19 protein-coding genes and 2 pseudogenes are annotated in these 17,743 nt (G+C 71.8%); 5 read left to right on the top strand and 16 right to left on the bottom strand.

All coding sequences use genetic code 11. The features are described from left to right. Positions 1-8 precede the first annotated feature (8 nt). The 5 genes from ABZV31_RS03230 to hisI all read right to left on the bottom strand — a co-directional run bounded on the left by ABZV31_RS03230 (position 9) and on the right by hisI (position 3,861). A complete protein-coding gene (locus ABZV31_RS03230; RefSeq protein WP_355887329.1) occupies positions 9-509 on the bottom strand; it encodes a DUF2752 domain-containing protein in 501 nt (166 codons plus the stop codon). A 148-nt stretch (positions 510-657) separates the two neighbouring features. Beyond that, a complete protein-coding gene (locus ABZV31_RS03225) occupies positions 658-915 on the bottom strand; it encodes an HGxxPAAW family protein (RefSeq protein ID WP_355887326.1) in 258 nt (85 codons plus the stop codon). 143 nt (positions 916-1,058) lie between these two features. Then, on the bottom strand, positions 1,059-1,706 hold the full coding sequence (locus tag ABZV31_RS03220) for a TIGR02234 family membrane protein (RefSeq protein WP_355887324.1): 648 nt from the start codon (positions 1,704-1,706) through the stop codon (positions 1,059-1,061). Between the two features lie 251 nt (positions 1,707-1,957). Next, a complete protein-coding gene (locus ABZV31_RS03215; RefSeq protein WP_355887322.1) occupies positions 1,958-3,457 on the bottom strand; it encodes an anthranilate synthase component I in 1,500 nt (499 codons plus the stop codon). Between the two features lie 11 nt (positions 3,458-3,468). Next, a complete protein-coding gene (gene hisI / locus ABZV31_RS03210; protein ID WP_355887319.1) occupies positions 3,469-3,861 on the bottom strand; it encodes a phosphoribosyl-AMP cyclohydrolase in 393 nt (130 codons plus the stop codon). An 82-nt stretch (positions 3,862-3,943) separates the two neighbouring features. On the opposite strand from hisI, the gene ABZV31_RS03205 reads away from it, so the two are divergent. After that, entirely contained in the window at positions 3,944-4,579 is a 636-nt protein-coding gene (locus ABZV31_RS03205; RefSeq protein ID WP_355887316.1) for a TIGR03085 family metal-binding protein, read from the top strand. 34 nt (positions 4,580-4,613) lie between these two features. On the opposite strand, the pseudogene ABZV31_RS03200 reads toward ABZV31_RS03205, so the two are convergent. The 10 genes and pseudogenes from ABZV31_RS03200 to hisD form a co-directional block, all read right to left on the bottom strand. Then, a pseudogene (locus ABZV31_RS03200) lies at positions 4,614-5,767 on the bottom strand (MFS transporter). 116 nt (positions 5,768-5,883) lie between these two features. Next, on the bottom strand, positions 5,884-6,471 hold the full coding sequence (locus ABZV31_RS03195; protein WP_355887313.1) for a helix-turn-helix domain-containing protein: 588 nt from the start codon (positions 6,469-6,471) through the stop codon (positions 5,884-5,886). 123 nt (positions 6,472-6,594) lie between these two features. Continuing rightward, positions 6,595-7,350: an imidazole glycerol phosphate synthase subunit HisF gene (hisF, locus tag ABZV31_RS03190; RefSeq protein ID WP_355887310.1), complete on the bottom strand. Its 756-nt coding sequence runs from the start codon at positions 7,348-7,350 to the stop codon at positions 6,595-6,597. A gap of 31 nt (positions 7,351-7,381) precedes the next feature. Next, complete coding sequence (locus ABZV31_RS03185) at positions 7,382-7,774, bottom strand: RidA family protein (RefSeq protein WP_355887307.1); 393 nt, start codon at positions 7,772-7,774, stop codon at positions 7,382-7,384. After that, entirely contained in the window at positions 7,771-8,496 is a 726-nt protein-coding gene (gene priA, locus ABZV31_RS03180) for a bifunctional 1-(5-phosphoribosyl)-5-((5-phosphoribosylamino)methylideneamino)imidazole-4-carboxamide isomerase/phosphoribosylanthranilate isomerase PriA (RefSeq protein WP_355887304.1), read from the bottom strand. The genes ABZV31_RS03185 and priA overlap by 4 nt, the downstream gene beginning before the upstream one ends. 3 nt (positions 8,497-8,499) lie before the next feature. Further along, positions 8,500-9,144: an imidazole glycerol phosphate synthase subunit HisH gene (gene hisH, locus ABZV31_RS03175; RefSeq protein ID WP_355887301.1), complete on the bottom strand. Its 645-nt coding sequence runs from the start codon at positions 9,142-9,144 to the stop codon at positions 8,500-8,502. Continuing rightward, a complete protein-coding gene (locus ABZV31_RS03170; protein ID WP_355887299.1) occupies positions 9,135-9,299 on the bottom strand; it encodes a hypothetical protein in 165 nt (54 codons plus the stop codon). Before ABZV31_RS03170 ends, hisH begins: the two co-directional genes overlap by 10 nt. A 4-nt stretch (positions 9,300-9,303) precedes the next feature. After that, a complete protein-coding gene (hisB, locus tag ABZV31_RS03165) occupies positions 9,304-9,897 on the bottom strand; it encodes an imidazoleglycerol-phosphate dehydratase HisB (protein WP_355887297.1) in 594 nt (197 codons plus the stop codon). Further along, complete coding sequence (locus ABZV31_RS03160; RefSeq protein ID WP_355887295.1) at positions 9,894-11,000, bottom strand: histidinol-phosphate transaminase; 1,107 nt, start codon at positions 10,998-11,000, stop codon at positions 9,894-9,896. The genes hisB and ABZV31_RS03160 overlap by 4 nt, the downstream gene beginning before the upstream one ends. Then, positions 10,997-12,322 (bottom strand): histidinol dehydrogenase, encoded by a 1,326-nt coding sequence (gene hisD, locus ABZV31_RS03155; RefSeq protein ID WP_355887292.1) that lies wholly within the window; start codon positions 12,320-12,322, stop codon positions 10,997-10,999. Before hisD ends, ABZV31_RS03160 begins: the two co-directional genes overlap by 4 nt. 194 nt (positions 12,323-12,516) lie before the next feature. On the opposite strand from hisD, the gene ABZV31_RS03150 reads away from it, so the two are divergent. The 4 genes and pseudogenes from ABZV31_RS03150 to ybaK all read left to right on the top strand — a co-directional run bounded on the left by ABZV31_RS03150 (position 12,517) and on the right by ybaK (position 16,704). Beyond that, positions 12,517-14,094 (top strand): oxidoreductase, encoded by a 1,578-nt coding sequence (locus tag ABZV31_RS03150; RefSeq protein ID WP_355887289.1) that lies wholly within the window; start codon positions 12,517-12,519, stop codon positions 14,092-14,094. A gap of 178 nt (positions 14,095-14,272) precedes the next feature. After that, positions 14,273-15,378 (top strand): annotated as a pseudogene (locus tag ABZV31_RS03145) (hypothetical protein). Positions 15,379-15,423: 45 nt separating this feature from the next. Next, the gene (locus ABZV31_RS03140) at positions 15,424-16,164 is read left to right on the top strand and encodes an LON peptidase substrate-binding domain-containing protein (RefSeq protein ID WP_355887286.1); all 741 of its coding nucleotides are present in this window, start codon (positions 15,424-15,426) and stop codon (positions 16,162-16,164) included. A 39-nt stretch (positions 16,165-16,203) separates the two neighbouring features. Further along, positions 16,204-16,704: a Cys-tRNA(Pro) deacylase gene (ybaK, locus tag ABZV31_RS03135; protein WP_355887283.1), complete on the top strand. Its 501-nt coding sequence runs from the start codon at positions 16,204-16,206 to the stop codon at positions 16,702-16,704. Between the two features lie 316 nt (positions 16,705-17,020). On the opposite strand, the gene ABZV31_RS03130 is transcribed toward ybaK, so the two are convergent. Continuing rightward, a complete protein-coding gene (locus ABZV31_RS03130) occupies positions 17,021-17,737 on the bottom strand; it encodes an AAA family ATPase (protein ID WP_355887280.1) in 717 nt (238 codons plus the stop codon). Positions 17,738-17,743: the final 6 nt, after the last annotated feature.

Below are 17,743 nucleotides of genomic sequence, written 5' to 3'. Positions count from 1 at the left end.
CCAGTTGATCAAGGATGGAGCCAGCCACCGAACGGCAGGTTCCGGACAACGGTGAAGGCCAGCAGCAACGCGCCCAGGCTCCACAGCTGCACCGGCCCGAGCTCGATCCGCAGCGGCCGCCCGCGCACCGCCCGGACCACCCAGACGGTCCACACCACGGCGAGGACGACGTAGCCCGCGACGGCAGGCGCGTTGTCCTGGAGGGCCGTGAGGAAGTCCCCGTGGACGAAGGCGTGGGCACTGCGCAGTCCGCCGCAGGCGGGGCAGTAGACGCCCGTGTAGCGCAGCAGGGGGCAGACGGGGTAGTGGCCGGGCTCGTTGGGGTCCACGGTCCCGACGTAGGCGAAGGCCCCGGCGACCGCGGCCAGGATCCCGGCGGGGACGGCGAGCCGCCCCAGCACGGCTGCGGCGTGCATCGGCACCGCCCGGCCGTCGTGCGGGCCCCTCGGGCGGGGGATCGGCGTCCGGCCCTGCGTCACCCGCTGGCTGTCGGCGTTCACGCCTCGCATTCTGCCCTCCGCGCCCCGCACGCGCGCGTGCGGGGCGGCCACGCCGTATCGGCGCCGAGCCGCCCCACGAAGTCGTACAGGTCCGCCGTACGGACGTCGGTTCTCGCCCGCCGTACGGGGACGTCGGCTCCCGTCCGCTCCAGGGACGTCAGCCCTCGGCGCGCGCCGGCTCGCGCTCCTCGATCTTGTTCGTGAACTGGTGAACCGGGTGCTCGCCCTTCTGCCCCAGGCCCATCATGCGCATGATGCCGCCGACGACACCGCCGAGCAGCACGATCGCGATACCAGCCCAGAAGCCGACCGGCCGGGCCATCACCATGAAGGCGCCCGCGACGCAGAAACCGATGAAGGTGATGATGACACCGGTCCAGGCGGCCGGGGTGTGACCGTGGCTGCTGCCCGCCATGACTTGCTCCTCGTTGCTGTGTACGTGTCTGAGCCGGACGCTCGTCGTCCATTGTCCCGTACGCGCCCGCGGCACGTGAGCGGGGGTGGCCCCTCGCCCCGCCCGTTTCAACACAACGGGACGGCGGCTGCGGGAAGCGGCGGTCAGACCGGTTCGGTGTCGGTCGGGTCCTCGCCGCGGTCGAGGGCCTTCCAGAGGTCCTCCGGACGGTCGGGGTCGACCGGGCGTGCCGCGCGGGAGCGGGGTGCTCCGGCACGGTCGTAGCGGCCGGACATCGCCGGCCACTGGCGGCCGTGGCGCAGGGCGAGCAGGCCGGCGAGGAGGAGCAGGGCGCCGCCCACGGCCGCGACGTAGGGCCAGCCGGTGTGGGTGAGCGCGGCCGCGGTGGCGGCGGTGTCGCCGGAGGCCTGCGCGGCCTTCTCGTCGAGCGCGGAGCTGTCGGTGGCGCCGAGCAGGGCGGCGGCGACCGTGCCGGCGCCGGAGAGCGCGAGCAGGGCGGCGACCAGGACACGGCCGGCCCGGCGCACGGCGAAGACGGCGACGAGTGCGGCGAGGCCCACTACGGCGAGCGCCGCGGGCACGCCCGTGACCTCGCCGCCCTTGGCGGTCAGGGGGAAGGCGCCGCCGGCCACCGTCGCGGTGCCCTCCGCCCAGCGCTGCCGGGTGGCCAGCAGCGCCACGGCCGCGCCGAGGCCACCGCACAGCAGGGCGACGGCGAGGCTGCGGCGGCCCGACCGGGCGGGGCCGGCGGCTTCGGAACGGGGGTGAGGTGCAGCTGTCACGTACTCCACTATCGCCTGCGCCGCGTCGGCGGCGTCACCCGGGGCGTGTCAACCCGTGATCACGCAACTGTTTCGCCGTGGACATCTCAGAAACAGCACATGAGTCGCCCGGGAACGGCAAAGGAAAGTCGCAGCTTCAACGATCACCCTTGCCATACGTGTGGGTGTGGAACATGCCAGACGTGTGGCTGTGGAACATGCCAGGCCCGTCCGGCCTGGGCATCCCGAACGCCACGGCGGCCTTCACCGGCTGAACAGCCCTACGAGCTGAGCCGGTTGGCGGTGTGCACCGCGCGGAGGACGGCCGCCGCCTTGTTGCGGCACTCGGTGTCCTCCGCGACCGGGTCGGAGTCGGCGACGATGCCGGCTCCGGCCTGGACGTATGCCGTGCCGTTGCGCAGCAGGGCCGTACGGATGGCGATGGCGGTGTCGGAGTCGCCCGCGAAGTCGAGGTAGCCGACGCAGCCGCCGTACAACCCCCGGCGGGACGGCTCGAGTTCGTCGATGATCTGCATCGCGCGCGGCTTCGGCGCGCCGGACAGGGTACCGGCCGGGAAGCAGGCCGTCAGCACGTCGAAGGCAGTACGGCCCTCCGCGACCTGCCCGGTCACCGTCGAGACGATGTGCATCACGTGCGAGTACCGCTCGATGGACATGAAGTCGACGACCTCCACCGAGCCGGGCTCGCAGACCCGGCCGAGGTCGTTGCGCCCGAGGTCCACGAGCATCAGGTGCTCGGCGCGCTCCTTGGGGTCGGCCAGCAGCTCCTCGGCGAGGGCCTGGTCCTCCCGCGGGGTGGCGCCGCGGGGCCGGGTGCCGGCGATGGGGTGCACCATGGCCCGCCCGTCCTCCACCTTCACCAGCGCCTCGGGGGAGGAGCCGACGACGTCGAACCCGTCGAAGCGGAACAGGTACATGTACGGCGACGGGTTGGTGGCCCTGAGCACCCGATAGACGTCCAACGCGCTTGCCGTGCACGGCGTTTCGAAGCGCTGCGAGGGGACGACCTGGAAGGCCTCGCCCGCGCGGATGCGCTCCTTGATGTCCTCCACGGCCGCCTGGAAGTCCGGACCGCCCCACAGGGCGGTGTACTCGGGGAGCTCGGAGGGCGGCAGGACGGCCGGCGGCTGGGCGACCGGGCGGGACAGGTCCGCCTCCATGGCGTCCAGGCGGGCCACGGCGTCGGCGTAGGCCTCGTCGACGCCCGTGTCGAGGTCGTTGTGGTTGATCGCGTTGGCGATCAGCAGGACCGTGCTGTCCCAGTGGTCGAGGACGGCGAGGTCGGAGGTGAGCAGCATGGTCAGCTCGGGCAGCTTCAGGTCGTCCCGCTCGCCGGGGCCGATCTTCTCCAGACGGCGCACGATGTCGTAGCCCAGATAGCCGACCATGCCGCCGGTGAAGGGCGGCAGGCCCAGGTCGTGGGCGAGGTCGCGGGGCGTGTGCAGGGCCTCGATGGTGGCCCGCAGGGTGGCCAGTGGATCGCCCTCCACGGGGACGCCGACCGGCGGGGTGCCGAGCCAGTGCGCCCGGCCGTCCTTCTCCGTCAGGGTGGCGGCGCTGCGCACGCCGACGAAGGAGTACCGGGACCACTGAAACGCGGTGCGGCCGTTCTCCGCGGACTCCAGCAGGAAGGTGCCGGGGCGCTCGGCGGCGAGCTTGCGGTAGAGCGCGACCGGGGTGTCGCCGTCGGCGAGGAGCTTGCGCGTGACCGGGATGACGCGGCGGTCGGTGGCCAGCTTGCGGAACGTCTCGAGGTCCATGGCGGCTGACCTTACTGATCCGAGGCCGGTACGCCGGAATCGGCGTCCTTGAGCAGTACGTCGGCATCGAAACAGGTGCGGGCGCCGGTGTGGCAGGCGGCGCCGACCTGGTCGACCTTGACCAGCACGGTGTCGGCGTCGCAGTCGAGGGCGACGGACTTGACGTACTGGACGTGCCCGGAGGTGTCGCCCTTGACCCAGTACTCCTGACGGCTGCGCGACCAGTAGGTGCAGCGGCCGGTCGTCAGCGTGCGGTGCAGCGCCTCGTCATCCATCCAGCCGAGCATGAGCACCTCACCGGTGTCGTACTGCTGGGCGATCGCGGGCAGGAGCCCGTCGGCGCTGCGCTTGAGGCGCGCGGCGATCTCGGGGTCGAGGCTGCTGGGCGGGGGCGTGCTGGTCATGGGTGCCATTGTGCCGCGCGAGACCGACAGGGGCCGTTCGCGTCCAGTGGGCGGACCTCCTACGTAGTCGTAGGCTGACCATATGTCGACCTATGCCAAGCGTGAACGGCTCCTGCTCGCCGACCTCTTGGAAACCGCCGGTCCGGACGCACCCACCCTCTGCGACGGCTGGCGGACCCGTGATCTCGCCGCGCACGTGGTGGTGCGCGAACGCCGCCTCGACGCGGCCGGGGGCGCCCTGATCAAGCCGCTGGCGCCCCACCTGGGGAAGGTGATGGAGGAGTACGCCGCGAAGCCGTACGAGGAGCTGATCCAGCTGATCCGTACCGGTCCGCCGCGCTTCTCACCCTTCCAGCTCAAGCAGATCGACGAGGCCGCCAACACCGTCGAGTTCTACGTCCACACGGAGGACGTCCGCCGCGCCCAGCCCGACTGGACGCCGCGCGAGCTCGACTCCGTCTTCCAGGACGCCCTGTGGTCCCGCCTGGAGCGCACCGCCCGCCTGCTGGGCCGGGGCGTGCCGACGGGCCTGGTCCTGCGCCGCCCCAACGGCCAGACGGCCGTCGCCCACCGCGGCACGCCGGTCGTGACGGTGACGGGCGAGCCGTCGGAGCTGCTGCTGTTCGCGTTCGGCCGGCAGAGCGCGGCCCGCGTCGAAGTGGACGGCGACAAGGAGGCGATCGAGAAGCTGGCCGAGACGAAGCAGCTGGGGATCTGAGCCAGCCGGGTTCAGCTTCTGAGCCGGCCGGGGTTCAGCGGGGGAGCTCGGCGCGGCGGAGTTCGCGGACGCCCAGGGCGACGACCCCGCCCAGTCCGCAGACCGTCGCGCTGACGACGAACACCGGGCCGGTCCCCAGGCCCCGATGGCGGCTGCGGACAGCGGCATGCTGAGCGGGGCGAAGCCCAGGCTGACCAGGCTGGAGACGGCGGTGACGCGTCCGAGGCAGGCGGGGTCGGCCTGGGTCTGCAGCAGCGCGCCGCACACGGCGCCGCTGAGTCCCGCGAGGAGGCCGATCAGCAGGGCCACTTCGACGGCGGCGACGACGCTCGGGACGTAGGCGAGGGCGCCGATGGCCACGGAGCCCGCGAAGATCGCGTACGCGGCCACGTACCCCGCGTGCGGCACCCGTCCGCGCACGGTCAGCAGCAGGGAGGCCACGGCCGCCCCGGTCCCGAAACCGGCCAGCACCCAGCCCATGCCGGAAGCACCCCAGCCCCGCTCGTCGGCCAGCAGGGTCAGGCCCACGTTGAGCGGACCGACGAAGCCGAGGTCACCAAGGGCGATGGCCAGCATCAACGGGGCGAGGACGCGATGGCGGCGTATGTAGCGCAGACCCGCCACGAGGTCGCGCCAGGCGGTGGTGTCACGGGCGCCGGGGCTGTCGTCCGGTGGCAGCTCCCGCATCCGTACGGAGACCACCAGCGGCACCGACACCGCGATCAGCAGCCCCGCGAGCCCGAATGCCGCCGCCGCGCCGCCCACCGCGACGCCGAGGCCGCCGAGCGGAGCGCCGACGACGCTCGCGAACCGGATCGCCAGGCCCCGCATGCCCTGTACGCGCGCGAGCTGACCGCGGCTCGTCACCCGCGCGGGGAGGGCGCCCACAGCGGGCATGAACACGGCATCCACGGTGCCGAAGACAAGGGCGAGCAGCGCCAGGGGCCCCAGGCCGGGGCTGGTGACGAACAGCAGGCCCGACACCGCGAGGACGGCCGCGCAGCGCACCGCGTCGCTACCGATGACGACCTTCCGCGGTCCGAGCCGGTCCGCGATCACTCCCCCGCCCAGCATCAGCAGGGCCCTGGGCAGCGCGCTCACCGCCATCACGATTCCGGCCTGTGAGGGCGACCCCGCGCGCACCGCCGCCCAGGACAGGGCGAGGTAGTAGACGTTGTCGCCCACCATCGACGCGGTGTAGGCGGCGAGCCAGCGCAGGACGTTGCCGTCGCGGTGGGCGGGGCGCTCGACGGCACATTCGTCGGCGGATGCCGCGGACACGGTGGTCAAGGCGGTGGCCTCTCTCAGACGCGGAAGGGGAACCCGTACACGTGCAGCGCGACGTGCTCGCGCCCTTCGACGTCACCGGCGGCCTCCCGGGCGCGCCCCAGCTCGTCGTACCTCTTGAGGACGTCCTGCAGGTCCTTGTTCAGCTCGGCCAGTTCCGCGGCCGTCAGCCGCAGCAGCGACTCGCCGTCGTACGCGGCCTCGTTCCACTCCGGCCCCCAGTGGGCGCGCTCGTCGAGGTAGGTGCGGTACATCTCGACGCGCTGGTCCAGGAAGAGCCGGGAGGCCGCCAGGTGCGCCGCCACCTTCTCCGGCGCGTCCCGGAAGTCCTCGTCCCGGATGGAGACCCCGTCCGAGGCAGGCTGCCACCAGCGTTCCCGCGCGTCCCCGCTGCGCGGCTCGGCCTCCTCGATCAGCCCGTGCTCGGCGAGCTTGCGCAGGTGGTAGCTGACCAGCGACACCGCCTCGTCCACCCGCTCGGCAAGCTGCGAGGCGGTCGCCGTCCCGGCCACGAACAGCAGCCGGTAGAGCCTCATGCGCAGCGGATGGGCCAGCGCCTTGAGCGTGCCCAGATCGGTGATGTTGCGGTTCTCGTCGCGCGCCATGTCCCTCACAATAGACAAGAAAGAAAACTTGCGCAATAAATTTTGCGCAAGTTATCTTTCACATACGCCCGCCAAAAGGCCCCGGCCGCCCTCAGGCAACCGGGGCCCAAGCCCAGCGCAGCGTCACCGCACGGGATGACCCGCCTCCCGCAACGCCTGCTTCACCTCGCCGATGCGCAGGTCGCCGAAGTGGAACACCGACGCCGCCAGTACCGCGTCCGCGCCCGCGGCGATGGCCGGCGGGAAGTCGGCGAGCTTGCCGGCGCCGCCCGAGGCGATCACGGGGACCGTCACGTGCTTGCGGACCGCGGCGATCATCTCCAGGTCGTAGCCGTCCTTCGTACCGTCCGCGTCCATGGAGTTGAGCAGGATCTCACCGGCGCCCAGCTCGGCCGCCCGGTGTGCCCATTCCACCGCGTCGATGCCGGTGCCGCGGCGGCCTCCGTGAGTGGTCACCTCGAACGAACCGGACTCGGTCCGCCGCGCGTCCACCGACAGGACCAGCACCTGCCGGCCGAAGCGTTCCGCGATCTCCCGGATCAGGTCCGGGCGGGCGATCGCGGCCGTGTTCACGCCCACCTTGTCGGCGCCCGCCCGCAGCAGCTTGTCCACGTCCTCGGCCGTACGGACGCCGCCGCCGACCGTCAGCGGGATGAACACCTGCTCGGCGGTGCGGCGCACCACGTCGTAGGTCGTCTCGCGGTTGCCCGACGAGGCGGTGATGTCCAGGAACGTCAGCTCGTCGGCGCCCTCGGCGTCGTACACCTTGGCCATCTCGACGGGGTCACCCGCGTCGCGCAGGTTCTGGAAGTTGACGCCCTTGACGACCCGGCCGTTGTCCACGTCCAGGCAGGGGATGACTCGGACCGCCAGGGTCATGAATCCACGGCTCCTCACGAAACGATTTCTTCTAGCCTCGGAAGGCTTCCAGCTCCACCGACACCAGCACGCGCGGGTCGACGAAGCCCTCCACGATCAGCAGGGTCGCGGCCGGGCGCACGGAGTCGAAGATCTCCTTGTGGGCCCGGCCCACGTCGTCGACGTCCCGGGGATGGGCCAGGTACATCCGGGTCCTGATGACCGACTCGGGCCCCAGCCCGAACTCGGCAATCGCCTCCAGGGCGCTGGTGAAGGCCACCTTCGCCTGTTCGTACGGGTCGCCTTCCCCGTACAGCACGCTGCCCTTGAAGGATGTCGTGCCCGCGACCAGGACGCGGTCGCCCGCTGCGACGGCGCGTGCGGAACCGAAAGTCTCTTCCCAGGGATTTTCGCTCTGTACGCGCCGCACGGCATCGGACGTCATGACGACACAGCCTCCAAAGCCTCTTCCAGGGTGAACGCCTTCGCATACAGGGCCTTCCCGACGATCGCGCCCTCGACACCGAGCGGCACGAGCTCCGCGATGGCCCGCAGGTCGTCCAGCGACGACACGCCGCCGGATGCGACCACCGGACGGTCCGTCGCCGCGCAGACGTTCTTCAGCAGGTCCAGGTTCGGGCCCTGCAGCGTGCCATCCTTCGCGATGTCCGTGACGACGTACCGCGCGCAGCCCTCCTTGTTGAGGCGCTCCAGCGTCTCGTACAGGTCGCCGCCGTCGCGGGTCCAGCCGCGGCCGCGCAGGGTCGTACCGCGTACGTCCAGGCCGACCGCGATCCTGTCGCCGTGCTCGGCGATGACCTTGGCGACCCACTCGGGGCTCTCCAGGGCGGCCGTGCCGAGGTTCACGCGCGTGCAGCCGGTGGCCAGGGCGGCGGCCAGGGTGTCGTCGTCCCGGATGCCGCCGGACAGCTCCACCTTGATGTCCATCGCCTCGGTGACCTCGGCGATCAGCGCGCGGTTGTCCCCGGTGCCGAACGCGGCGTCCAGGTCGACCAGGTGCAGCCACTCGGCGCCCGCCCGCTGCCAGGCCAGGGCTGCCTCAAGAGGGGAACCGTAGGAGGTCTCGGTCCCGGACTCGCCGTGCACGAGGCGGACGGCCTGGCCGTCGCGGACGTCGACGGCGGGGAGGAGTTCGAGCTTGGCCATGGTCTACAGGGTTCCGATCCAGTTGGTGAGCAGCTGCGCTCCGGCGTCGCCGGACTTCTCGGGGTGGAACTGCGTGGCCCACAGGGCACCGTTCTCCACGGCGGCCACGAAGGGCTTGCCGTGCGTCGACCAGGTGACCTTGGGGGCGAGCAGCGTCGGGTTGTGCGCCTCGAGTTGCCAGTCGTGGACGGCGTAGGAGTGCACGAAGTAGAAGCGCGCGTCGGCGTCCAGGCCGGCGAACAGCTCGGAGCCGGCCGGGGCCTCGACGGTGTTCCAGCCCATGTGGGGCACGATGGCGGCTTGGAGCGGCTCGACCGTGCCGGGCCACTCGTCCAGGCCCTCGGTCTCCACGCCGTGCTCGATGCCGCGCGCGAACAGGATCTGCATGCCGACGCAGATGCCCATCACCGGGCGCCCGCCGGACAGCCGGCGGCCGATGATCCAGTCGCCGCGCGCGCCCTTCAGTCCCTGCATGCAGGCGGCGAAGGCGCCGACGCCCGGGACCAGCAGGCCGTCGGCGTTCATGGCCTTGTCGAAGTCGCGGGTTATCTCGACGTCGGCTCCGGCGCGTGCGAGGGCACGCTCGGCGGAGCGGACGTTGCCGAAGCCGTAGTCGAAGACGACGACCTTCTTGGTGCTCAATTCCACACCTCCAGCCGCATGACGCCCGCGACGAGACACATCGCCGCGCCGATGGAGAGCAGCACGATGAGGCTCTTCGGCATCTGCTGCTTGACGAAGGAGACGATGCCACCGACGAGGAAGAGGCCGACGGCGATCAGGAGGGTCGACAGTCCGTTCATGGCTTTACAGGGCGCCCTTCGTCGAGGGCAGGATGTTGGCCGCGCGCGGGTCGCGCTCGCTGGCGTACCGCAGGGCCCGCGCCAGCGCCTTGAACTGGCACTCCACGATGTGGTGCGCGTTGCGCCCGTAGGGCACGTGCACGTGCAGCGCGATCTGGGCCTGGGCGACGAAGGACTCCAGGATGTGCCGGGTCATCGTGGTGTCGTACTCGCCGATCATCGGCGCCATGTTCTCGGGCTCGGTGTGCACGAGGTACGGGCGGCCGGACAGGTCGACGGTGACCTGGGCGAGGGACTCGTCCAGCGGGACCGTGCAGTTGCCGAAGCGGTAGATCCCCACCTTGTCGCCGAGCGCCTGCTTGAAGGCGGCGCCCAGCGCGAGGGCGGTGTCCTCGATGGTGTGGTGGGAGTCGATGTGCAGGTCGCCCTCGGTCTTGACGGTCAGGTCGAACAGACCGTGCCGGCCGAGCTGGTCGAGCATGTGGTCGTAGAAGCCGACGCCGGTCGCGATGTCGGTCTTCCCGGTGCCGTCGAGGTCGATCTCGACGACGACCGAGGTCTCCTTGGTCGTGCGCTCCACGCGTCCTACGCGGCTCATGCGCTGTACTCCTTCTTCAACTCACGGACCGCGTCGAGGAACGCGTCGTTTTCGGCCGGGGTTCCGGCGGTGACCCGCAGCCAGCCCGGTACGCCGTTGTCGCGGACCAGGACGCCCCGGTCGAGGATCTTCCGCCAGGCCGTGTGGGAGTCCTCGAACCGCCCGAACTGGATGAAGTTCGCGTCCGACTCGGTGACGTCGTAGCCGATCGCGCGCAGTTCGTCGACCAGCCGGTCCCGCTCGGACTTCAGCTGCTCGACGTACTTCAGCAGCGTGTCGGTGTGCTCGAGGGCGGCCAGCGCGGTCGCCTGCGTGATCGCCGACAGGTGGTACGGCAGCCGGACCAGCTGGACGGCGTCCACGACCGCCGGGTGCGCGGCGAGGTAGCCGAGGCGGAGACCGGCGGCTCCGAACGCCTTCGACATCGTGCGGGAGATGACCAGATGCGGCCGTCCTTCGAGCAGCGGCAGCAGCGAGTCGCCGTGGCTGAACTCGATGTAGGCCTCGTCGACGATCACCATCGACGGCTTCGCCGCCTGCGCCGCCTCGTACAGCGCGAGGACCGTCTCGGGCGGGACCGCGTTGCCCGTGGGGTTGTTGGGGGTGGTGATGAAGACGACGTCGGGCCGGTGCTCGGCGATGGCCCTCTCGGCGGCCGCCAGGTCGATCGTGAAGTCCGCCTTGCGCGGGCCGGAGATCCATCCCGTCCCCGTGCCGCGCGCGATGAGGACGTGCATCGAGTACGACGGCTCGAAGCCGATCGCCGTCCGGCCCGGCCCGCCGAAGGTCTGCAGCAGCTGCTGGATGACCTCGTTGGAACCGTTGGCCGCCCAGACGTTCTCCGGGCCGACGGCGTACTTGCCGGTCTTCGTCAGGTACTCGGCGAGCCTGGTGCGCAGCTCCACCGCGTCCCGGTCCGGGTAGCGGTTGAGGCCGCGGGCCGCCTCGCGCACCCGCTCGGTGATCCGCTCGACCAGCGGCTCGGGCAGCGGGTAGGGGTTCTCGTTGGTGTTCAGCCGTACGGGGACGTCCAACTGGGGCGCGCCGTAGGGGGACTTGCCGCGCAGCTCGTCCCGTACGGGGAGATCGTCGATTCCAGTCACTTGCTCTCGGGTACCTTCCAGCCGAACCGGGCCTTGATCGCCGCGCCGTGCGCCGGCAAGTCCTCCGCCTGAGCCAGCGTCACCACGTGGTGGGCGACCTCGGCCAGCGCGTCCTTCGTGTAGTCGACGATGTGGATGCCGCGCAGGAAGGACTGGACGGACAGACCCGAGGAGTGGCAGGCGCAGCCGCCGGTCGGGAGTACGTGGTTGGAGCCGGCCGCGTAGTCGCCGAGCGAGACCGGCGCCCAGGGGCCGATGAAGATCGCACCGGCGTTCCTCACGCGGTCGGCGACCGCTGCCGCGTCGGCCGTCTGGATCTCCAGGTGCTCGGCGCCGTAGGCGTCGACCACCCGCAGGCCCTCGTCGATGCCGTCGACCAGGACGATCGCGGACTGCCTGCCGGACAGCGCCGGGCGGATCCGGTCCTCGACGTGCTTGGTGGCCGCGACCTGCGGCTCCAGCTCCTTCTCCACCGCGTCCGCGAGCTCGACGGAGTCGGTGACGAGGACGGCGGCGGCCAGCGGGTCGTGCTCGGCCTGGCTGATCAGGTCGGAGGTGACGTGCACGGGGTCGGCGGTGGCGTCCGCGAGGATGGCGATCTCGGTCGGGCCGGCCTCGGCGTCGATGCCGATCTTGCCGGTGAAGTAGCGCTTGGCTGCGGCGACCCAGATGTTGCCGGGGCCGGTGACCATGTTGGCGGGCGGGCAGGACTCGGTGCCGTGGGCGAACATCGCGACGGCGGTGGCGCCGCCCGCCGCGTACACCTCGTCGACGCCGAGCAGGGCGCAGGCGGCGAGGATCGTCGGGTGCGGCAGGCCGCCGAACTCGGCCTGGGCCGGGGAGGCGAGCGCGATCGACTCGACGCCGGCCTCCTGGGCGGGCACGACGTTCATGACCACGGAGGAGGGATACACGGACCGGCCGCCGGGCGCGTACAGGCCGACGCGCTCCACCGGCACCCACTTCTCGGTCACCGAGCCGCCGGGTACCACCTGGGTGGTGTGCGTGCTGCGGCGCTGCTCGCGGTGGACCAGGCGGGCACGCCGGACGGACTCCTCCAGGGCCGCGCGCACGGCCGGGTCGAGCTGCTCCAGCGCGTCCTTGAGGGCCTGGGCCGGGACCCGCACCGACTCCAGACGCACGCCGTCGAACTTCTCGGCGAAGTCGATCAGCGCCGCGTCGCCACGATGATGCACGGCCTCGCAGATGGGACGCACCTTCTCCAGGGCGGCCTGAACGTCGAAGTCGGCTCGGGGCAGCAGGTCACGCAGGGCGGGGCCCTCGGGAAGGGCGTCGCCGCGCAGATCGATTCGGGAGATCACAGGGTCAATTCTCTCAGACCGGCGTCGAGCACCGTTCGCCCGTATCAATGGCTGATACAGAACCCCGCCATCGGCTGATTCTCCGCTCCTGCCGCAACCCGGAAGATCCTCTTCACGTCTTGCGTTCAGAGCGTCACTCACCGGGCATGAACGGTTGTACGAACCCACGAGTAGCTGGGGAGGAAGGAAGCTCCGTGACCGAGGGGGCAGGCATCCGCAACGGGGAACTGCCGGACGACCTGACCGCCGCCGAGGCCGGCATGTGGCAGGCCTTCCGCAACGGCAGTGTGTACGACCTGCGCAGCGGGGACACGGTCGTGGACGATCCGCACGGCGGGCACCCCTGGGGGCCCGAGCGGACCGTGCGGGCGCGCATCGTGTGCTGGCTGCTGCTGGACGGACCTCCCGCGCTCGCGGGGCGCGTGTCGTCGCTGAAGCTCGTCGGCGTCCGGATCCGGGGCATCCTGGACCTGGCGGGCGGCACGGTCGTGCCGTACGTGGAGATGACCGGCTGCCGGTTCGAGCAGGAGATCCTGCTGCCCGAGGCCCACTTCACGACCGTACGGCTGGTCGACTGCTCGGTGCCGCGACTGGAGGCGGCCCGCGTGCACACGGAGGGCGATCTGCACCTGCCGCGCTGCCACTTCCACAACGGCGTGCGGCTCACTGACGCGCACATCGGCACCGACCTGCTGCTCAACCAGGCGATCGTCCACCGCGACCGCAGCGGCCGGTCGATCGCCGGCGACGGCATGACGGTCGGCCAGGACCTCCAGGCGGAGCTGCTGGAGTCGCACGGCGAGCTCAGCTTGCGCAGCGCCAAGATCGGCGTGTCGCTGAGCCTGCGCGGCGCGAAGCTCGCCAACCCCTGCACGCGGCTCGCCCTGAACGCGCCCCAGCTGACCGTCGAGCGCGCCCTCTACCTGACTCCGGCCGGCGTGGGCAACCCGCTGCTGAGCGGCGTGACCCCGGCGCGCGGCACACGCATGCAGCGCTTCGAGTGCCAGGGCGGGGTCCGCCTGGACGACGGGCGGTTCGGTGACGCGGTCGACTTCGAGCGGGCGCGGTTCACCTTCACCGACGACCAGGAGCTGTCGCTGCGCCGGGTGCAGACCCCCGAGCTGCGCTTCCTCGGGGAGAGGCCGCAGCGCGGCAAGGTGGTGCTGTCCGGCGCGCGGATCGTCAACCTCGTCGACCGGGCGAGCAGCTGGCCCGGCCCGGGCAGTGTGCACATGGGCGGATTCGCCTACGAGAACCTCGTGCCGCAGGGCCCGTTCCCGCTGACCGAGCGCCTGGACTGGGTGGCGGCGGCGACCGCCGAGTACAACCCGGAACCGTACGAGCGGCTCGCCACCGTGCTGCGGGGCGCCGGGGAGGACGAGGACGCGCGCGAGGTGCTGCTCGCCAGGCAGCGCCGCCGCCGCGAGACCCTGCCGCCGGCCGGCCAGCTCTGGGGCTACCTCCAGGACTGGGCGGTCGCCTACGGCTACCGGCCGGGCCGGGCGGCGGTGTGGATGGCGGTGCTGTGGGCGGCCGGCTCGCTGGCGTTCGCGCACGCCTCCCATCCCCCGGTCAACGCCGACGGGCACCCGCACTGGAATCCCTCGCTCTTCGCCCTCGATCTGCTCCTGCCGGTCGTCGACTTGGGCCAGGTGGGCCAGTGGCAGCTGAGCGGCGGCTGGCAGTGGCTGGCCGCGGCAATGATCCTGCTGGGCTGGATCCTGGCGACGACGGTCGCGGCGGGGGCGACGCGGTTGCTGCGGCGGAAATGACGGAACTGACCATCGCCGCAGGGGCTCCGCGGGCGGCTCCGGGAGGCAGGTCCGCACATCGGGCACGGCGTTCGAACAGTTGTTGAGCAGTCACCTTTTATCGGGCCTTGACCGGTCCGCGTACAACTTTCCCGGGTTCCGCAGAGGCCCTGGCGTGTCCCCGACCTGCGGTCTTTCAATGGTCGGCACCATGGCTCTGCTGCCCCGTTCATCCGTACGGCCCGGATGACAAGGACGACGACCAAGGACCTCGCCGCGGGACTGCCGGGCGACGACGAGGTCCTCCTGGACGCGCCCGCCGACCACCTCGGTCCGGTACTCGTGGCCGCCGGACGGGGCGCGTACGAGCCCGCCGCGACGCTGCTGGCCACCACCCGCGAGGCGGCCGCATGGGAGGACCGCGACCGGTAAGCGCTGCGGCTCGCCGCGTTCGCACGCTCCCGCGCGGAGTGGTTCGAGGAATGGCGTGCCGCCGCCCCGGACGACCCGGACACCCTGCTGGGCGCGGCCCAGCTCGCGGTGGACCGCGCCTGGGCCTCCCCGCCCGGGCCGAGCTGCTGCGCCAAGTGGAGCCGTCGCTCGCGGCCGCGGCCGAGGGCGACCCGCGCGATCCGGTGCCGTGGCGGATCGCGCTGGACCACGCGCGGGGCGCACGCCGGGCACCGGGAGTTCGAGCGCCGGTGGAGCCAGGCCGTGCGGCGCTCCCCGCACCACTACGGCTGCCATGTGGCCGCCCTCCAGTACCTGTCCGCGGCCTGGCACGGCTCGCACCGCGAGTGCCTGGACTTCGCCGGGTCGGCCGCGCAGGACGCGGCGCCCGGCTCGCTGCTCCAGGCGCTGCCGGTCCTTCGCCTGCCTGACCGACGGCGGCGGGGCGGAGGTGCCGCGCGAACGGCAGGACGCGGCCGCCGACCGGGCGATCGCGCTGTCGTCCGCGTACCCGGCGGGCGACCCTCCGCAGAGGCCCTGGCGTGTCCCCGACCTGCGGTCTTTCAATGGTCGGCACCATGGCTCTGCTGCCCCGTTCATCCGTACGGCCGGCCGAGATGCGCAACCTACCTGCTGGCGTACTTCCCGGTCCGGCTGGAGCGCTGGTCGGACGCTCTCGACCAGCTGCGCCTGGTCGACCCGTACGCCACGTCCTTCCCGTGGGACCGGGTGTCCGACGACCCGCTGGGCCTCTTCCTGCGGGTACGCGAGGAGGTGCGCGCGGCGACCGCCCCGAACCCCTTCGGTGCTCCGCGCGGCGGGCTGCTCCCGGCTCCCCGGCAGCCACGAAAGTGAGCACGGCGGACGCGCCCGCTCCGGCGACCATTAGGCTTTTGCGTCGTGACCACCGTCCGGCTCCCGCTCTTCCCCCTGAACTCGGTGCTGTTCCCGGGGCTGGTGCTTCCTCTGAACATCTTCGAGGAGCGCTATCGCGCCATGATGCGCACGCTGTTGAAGACGCCCGAGGACGAACCGCGCCGGTTCGCCGTCGTGGCGATCCGCGACGGCCACGAGGTGGCTCCGAGCGCCCCGGGCATGCCCGACCCGACGGCGCTGCCCGAGCGCGGCCCCGCCGCCGGCTTCGGCCCCGACCCGGCCAAGGCCTTCCACGGCGTGGGCTGCGTGGCGGACGCGGCGACGATACGGGAGCGGGCCGACGGCACCTTCGAGGTGCTGGCGACGGGGACGACCCGGGTGCGGCTGCTGTCGGTCGACGCGTCGGGTCCGTTCCTCATGGCCGAGCTGCAGAAGCTGCCCGAGGAACCCGGCGACGAGGCGGGCGCGCTGGCCGAGGGCGTGCTGCGGGCCTTCCGCCAGTACCAGAAGCGCCTCGCGGGCGCGCGGGAGCGGTCGCTGTCGACCGGCGCCGAACTGCCGGACGAGCCGAGCGTGGTGTCGTACCTGGTGGCGGCGGCCACGGTGTTGGACATCCCGACGAAGCAGCGTCTGCTCCAGGCGCCCGACACCTCCTCCCGCCTGCGGGACGAGCTGAAACTCCTTCGCTCGGAGACGGCCATCATCCGTAGTCTGCCGTCGTTGCCGGCGTCGGACCTGACGCGCGGTCCGACGCATCTCAACTGACGTACGACCCTTCGTGGGGAACAGGCGGAAAGCTCCGGGATGGCGAAGAAGACGAAGAAGCAGCAGTCGGGGGGCACGCCCGCGACGGTGGCCCTCGCGGCGGCGGGCGTGGAGTACACGGTCCACGCCTACGACCACGACCCGTCCCACCCCTCCTACGGTGAGGAGGCGGCCGAGGCGATGGGTGTCTCCCCGGACCGGGTCTTCAAGACGCTGGTGGCGGACGTCGACGGCACCCTGACCGTGGCCGTGGTCCCGGTGGCCGGCTCCCTGGACCTGAAGGCCCTGGCCTCGGCGGTGGGCGGCAAGCGCGCGGCGATGGCGGACCCGACCCTGGCCGAACGCACCACGGGCTACGTCCGAGGCGGCATCTCACCCCTGGGCCAGCGCAAGAAGCTCCCCACGGTCCTGGACGACTCGGCGACGGCCCACAGCACGATCTGCGTCTCGGCAGGCCGCCGGGGCCTGGAGGTCGAGCTCTCCCCCGACGACCTCGCCAAGCTGACGAACGCGGTCCTGGCCCCGATCGGCCGTGCGTGACCCCTCGACGCGGGGCCCTTCTTCGGTGAAGCATAAGGGACATGTCGAAGAAAACGCGGAAACGCAGGTGGCGCGTCAAGAAGGGCCGTTCGAACCACGGACGGCGACCGGCGTAGGTTGCGGGTGCCCGGCGCCGGGGCGGCTAGGTGTTCTGTCCACGGAGGTTGGTGACAGCGATCACTGACGTGTGATCTTGAAATGGGTGAGGGCCTTCTGGCCTGGTGTGGATTGCGACCTACAATCACCACCGCGGACACACCGCGCTCGCAGGCAAACCACCCGCCAGCCACGTCCCCAACCTCTCAGGGCAATACAGCTAGGCCGACGAAGAGTCCCCGTACGGCCCGTCACCGTACGGCTCGGGATCCCGAGGCCCGAACAACGCCGTAACCCCGAGATGCACCACCAGCGCAGCCAACGGCCACGCCAGCAAGGCCCCCTTCGCGCCCAGCTTCACCGGCGCCGAAAACGTGACCCCCTTCCCCACGGCCTTCGCGTGAGCGATCACGTCCTGCTCGGGCCCGAGCCACACCCCGAGCCGCCACGCCAGCAGCGACCCGAGCAGCCCGCCGACGCACAGCGCGACCACCAGTGGCACACCCCCACGCCGCCGCAGGAGGAAGACGACGACCCCACTCACGACCCCGAAGGCCAGCGCCAGCAGCGTGAACGTCCCGTCGACGCCGATCGCCTGCTCCCCCTCGGTGTCCTTGAGGTAGACGACCCAGTTGTTGCCGACGACGTCGCCGACCAGCGGCACGTGCGGCGCCAGCCACCACCACAGCAGGCCCAGCAGCACCCCTCCGAGCGCCACGGCCACCGTGATCACGGCGGCCTCCCGGACTTCGGTCTTCATCCCGGGGCCGTCCTGCCCGTACGCGGTTCCCACGGCCCCGGCTCCGGCAGGCGGCACCTGCCAGGCCTGCGGGTGCGCGGCCTGCGCGGACTGCGGGGTCTGTGCGGTCCCGGAGGACTGCGAGGGCCCTGAGGGCCGCTGATGCGGCGGCGGAGGTGGAGTCAACGGAGCGGTCACCCTGTC

It is taken from the genome of Streptomyces sp. NPDC005202 (assembly GCF_040608235.1).
In the GTDB taxonomy this organism is placed as follows: Bacteria; Actinomycetota; Actinomycetes; order Streptomycetales; family Streptomycetaceae; genus Streptomyces.
This window is presented reverse-complemented; position numbering and strand designations above follow the sequence as displayed.